This is a genomic window from Campylobacter sp. S4:11, assembly GCF_024723695.1.
In the GTDB taxonomy this organism is placed as follows: domain Bacteria; phylum Campylobacterota; class Campylobacteria; order Campylobacterales; family Campylobacteraceae; genus Campylobacter_D; species Campylobacter_D jejuni_C.
Genome location: NZ_JANQDC010000137.1, coordinates 1 through 201 on the forward strand (window position 1 = coordinate 1; position 201 = coordinate 201).

At 26.4% G+C, this 201-nt stretch carries 1 protein-coding gene; it reads right to left on the reverse strand.

The features are described 5' to 3' along the window. A partial coding sequence (locus CAMP5053_RS08565; RefSeq protein ID WP_337217664.1) for a hypothetical protein occupies nucleotides 1–201 on the reverse strand: 201 nt, incomplete at both ends.

A 201-nucleotide genomic window follows, 5' to 3' on the forward strand; every position in this document is an offset into this window, starting at 1 on the left:
ATCTTCAATACTAGCTTGTATCATCTTAAGATTTTTAATAATCATTTGTGTAACTTTTTCTTGATTATAGTTTTCTTTGCTTAAATTCTTAGCATATTCTAATTCTTCCTTGCCTTCGTTTTCACTCCATTTGATTAAAGCACTAAGATTTTCTTTTGCTTTATTTTCATTAGCTTCTTTAAATTGTAAAGCTTCTTGGAT